Below are 3,204 nucleotides of genomic sequence, written 5' to 3'. Positions count from 1 at the left end.
CACGGTGTCGTTGTCGATCCCGGCTTGCTGGAGGCGCTGAAAGGCGCTATAGCTCAGTCCTCCGTTGAGGTTCACGCTGTTGGTGACGCGCTGCGCGCTGCCTTGTGAGCTGAGCGTCAGGTTGGCGCCGTCGGCCAGTGCCCCGGCCAGCGAGACGTTATTCAGGGCGAATCCTGTGCCATTACCATAGGTGTTCACCCCATGAATCTCGGCGCTATTCGCCGTCAGGGTGGTATTACTCAGGTTTAGCCCCGCTGAGGTCGCGGCGTTATCCGCCTGATTCCCGGTGTCATTCACCGTAGCGCTGATATTCAGCTTGCCCGCGCTGACATTAAGCGTGAGGTTACCGTCTGAGGTGACTCCCGTGACGCCGCTGGCGGTGTTGATACGATTCGCGCTACCCGTAATGCTCAGGTTGCCGACGGTGACATTAACGTTACCGCCGATTTTGATCCCGATATTATTCTGCTGAGAGGTGCCGCTCAGCAGCGTATTCTTGGCGCTGAATGTCCCCCCATGCACGTTCAGGCCACCGTTCGTGCCATTAAGGGCATATCCCGTTATCGTGATATTCTCGGCCGCGGTAAGCGTGCTGTCATTATAGATATGCGCCCCAAACCCCTCGCTGCTGCTGGCGTTGCTGACGGTCATGTTGCCGCTGACGTGAATGTTGCCGGCGGCCAGCAGGGTGCTGTGGTTTAACTCCAAGCCCTTACTGGTTGGCTTCATCGAACTGCCGTCCAGCGTGATGTCGTTCGCTTGTAGCCGGCCGTCGAAAACCTTCACCCCGGGGTTATCCATGGCGCTGAGGCCGATCAGCGTCAGGCTGTGGTTGGCCGTCAGGTTACTGTTGGCCTGCGCCGTCCCGTTCAGGAAGATCCCGCTGCGCGTGTTGCCGATGGCGAGATTGCCGCCGGCGCTCAGCGTATTGCACCCGCGCAGTTCGAGGCGGCTCGCGTTACCCAGGTCGGATGAATCGCCGACGATCAGCAGATCCTGCGCGGCCTTCAGGGTGGCGTTAGTCAGGTAGACCGGCAGATAGCGGCCATTCTCCCCGTTTTGCGTACCCGTCAGGATCAGGGTTGCGGCGGTCAGGGTGCTGTTGCTCACCGCGACCAGGTTGTTGCTGCCATTGTACACCACGCTGAGGGCCGACTCGGCGAGGTTGATATTGGGGTTAACGGCATGGGCGCGCAGCACGCCGCCGCTAGCGTTCAGGGTGCTGTTGGTGATGTTCACCGTCAAGGCCGCCGTGCTGTTCGCGCGGGCGTTCAACGATCCTAGCGTGGGCGCCGCGTCCGCCATGCTGCTCGCACTGGCGTTCAACGGCCCCAGGGTCAGATTGCCGCCATTCGTGCTCAGCGTCGCGTTGTTCAGGGTGATGCTGCCGCTGTGGCTGCCCGCGGCCAGGAGGTTGATCGCTAGCTTACCGGCCGTGCTGGTAATGCGATGGTCGGTGATATTGATATTGCCATCCGCCGCCAGGGTTAAAGACACATTACTGGTGCCACTACTTTTCTGGATATCGGCATTAACGGTGATATTGCCCCATTGGCCGCTAGCGCTGTCTGTCCCCGCTGACGCTGTCTGGGTCTTAATGGTGACCTGGGTACCCTGATTCAGACGATCATTGATGGTCGTATTCAACACCTGTGAGCCTGAAGCCGTCGGTGTAAAGATGTCATTACTAGCAGTCCCTTCAGTAACATTGGTTGCAGAGCCTGAGCCCACGATACTGATATCAAACGGATCTAGCAGCCATTCACCGCCATTCCCCTTCACGGCCGACGCATCGACATCGCCGAACGCTTGCAGGTTATGGTGCGACGAGGTCTCTACCCGTCCCCCATCGCCGCCCTGCTGGCCGCCTCGCGCCAGGATGGTGCCGCGGAAATGGGTGTAGTCATTCGACCACAGCACCGCCGTGCCTCCCTGCCCCCGCGCCGTCGCGGACACATCAATCAGCGCGTCGTTGTCCATCACCACCTTTGACGCCTGGCGGATACGGCTGTCCTTACCCTGCCAGCCGCCGCCGACATACACCTCGCCGCCGCCCGTACGCCCCGTCGCCGACGTCCGACTGCCGTGCGCTAACTGGATATGCTGCCCCTCCAGCGTTATCGTGCCGCCGCGTCCCGTGTCGCTGTCGGCCAGTAACTCGCCAGACTGGCGCACCACGCCGCTGTCGCCGCCATCCAGCACCAGCTCGCCGCCGCGGGCGCTTAATCCCTTCGCTTCCACCGTGCCGCTGTTATTGACCACCGTATCGAGCAGCATCGCCTGGCCGCGCGCCGTTAAATAGACCTGGCCGTTATCCGCCGAGATCAGCCCGCGGTTCTCCACCAAGGCATTCACCACCCGGCCATCGACCGATACCGCGGCCAATCCCGCGTTGTCCAGCTGCAACGTCACCTTATCCGCCGCCGCCAGCAGCACCTTGCCCCCCGGCGCACTCATGCGGCCTTCGTTGCGCACCCGGTCGCCCACCAGGACAATATAGCCCCCCGGCGTTGCCGCCAGGCTACCCTGGTTCACGATCTGCGCCCCCGGCTGGCTGCCGCCGCTAAAGGTATAGCGGCCCGCCATAAAATCGGCCGTGCTGATATGCTTGGTGGAGGCGACCATCCCGGCCGTATTCACCTTGGCGCCATGCCCCAACATCACCCCCGCCGGGTTCACCAGCATCACCTGACCGTTCGCCGTCAAGGCCCCCAGGATCTGGGACTCCCGCCCCCCGGTGACCCGGTTGAGGGCGATGGTCTGGCTATTCGGCTGAACAAACTGCACCGTCTGGCTCGCGCCGATATCGAAGCTGTGCCAGGTCGCCACCATCCCCGGGGTACGTTGGTTGACAGTCATCTGGCTGCCGCTGCGCTGGATAGTGCCCTGGCCGGCCACAATCTGTCCCCCCGTCGGCAAGACGGGGTTGGCCGCGCCCGGCCCCGGCCACCCGCCGAGCAGCAGGGTGATCACCAGGGCCAAGGGGGTGAGGGTCAGCAGAGTGCGGCGGCGCGTTGCCGCGCCCCCTTTTCCTGCGCCCATGACCAGTTCGCTCACCACGACCCACTGTTGGCGACGGCGGTCATACTTCAATTGGTAGATGTTGTTCATCGGGGTATCCTTCCAGCTCGGTGTTAGGCGTCAGGGTGCGGCGGAGCCAGGCCAGGCGCAGTACCCGGCAATATCCGCGCGCGTTCGATGGGG

At 62.7% G+C, this 3,204-nt stretch carries 1 protein-coding gene; it reads right to left on the bottom strand.

What is annotated here, in order from left to right; translation table 11 throughout:
- The coding region (locus tag EHO01S_RS16605; RefSeq protein ID WP_024525002.1) for a two-partner secretion domain-containing protein at positions 1-3,111 on the bottom strand (3,111 nt) is incomplete at its 3' end.
- Positions 3,112-3,204: the final 93 nt, after the last annotated feature.

The sequence above is a fragment of the Edwardsiella hoshinae NBRC 105699 = ATCC 33379 genome (genome assembly GCF_000474215.1).
Taxonomy (GTDB): Bacteria; Pseudomonadota; Gammaproteobacteria; order Enterobacterales; family Enterobacteriaceae; genus Edwardsiella; species Edwardsiella hoshinae.
This window is presented reverse-complemented; position numbering and strand designations above follow the sequence as displayed.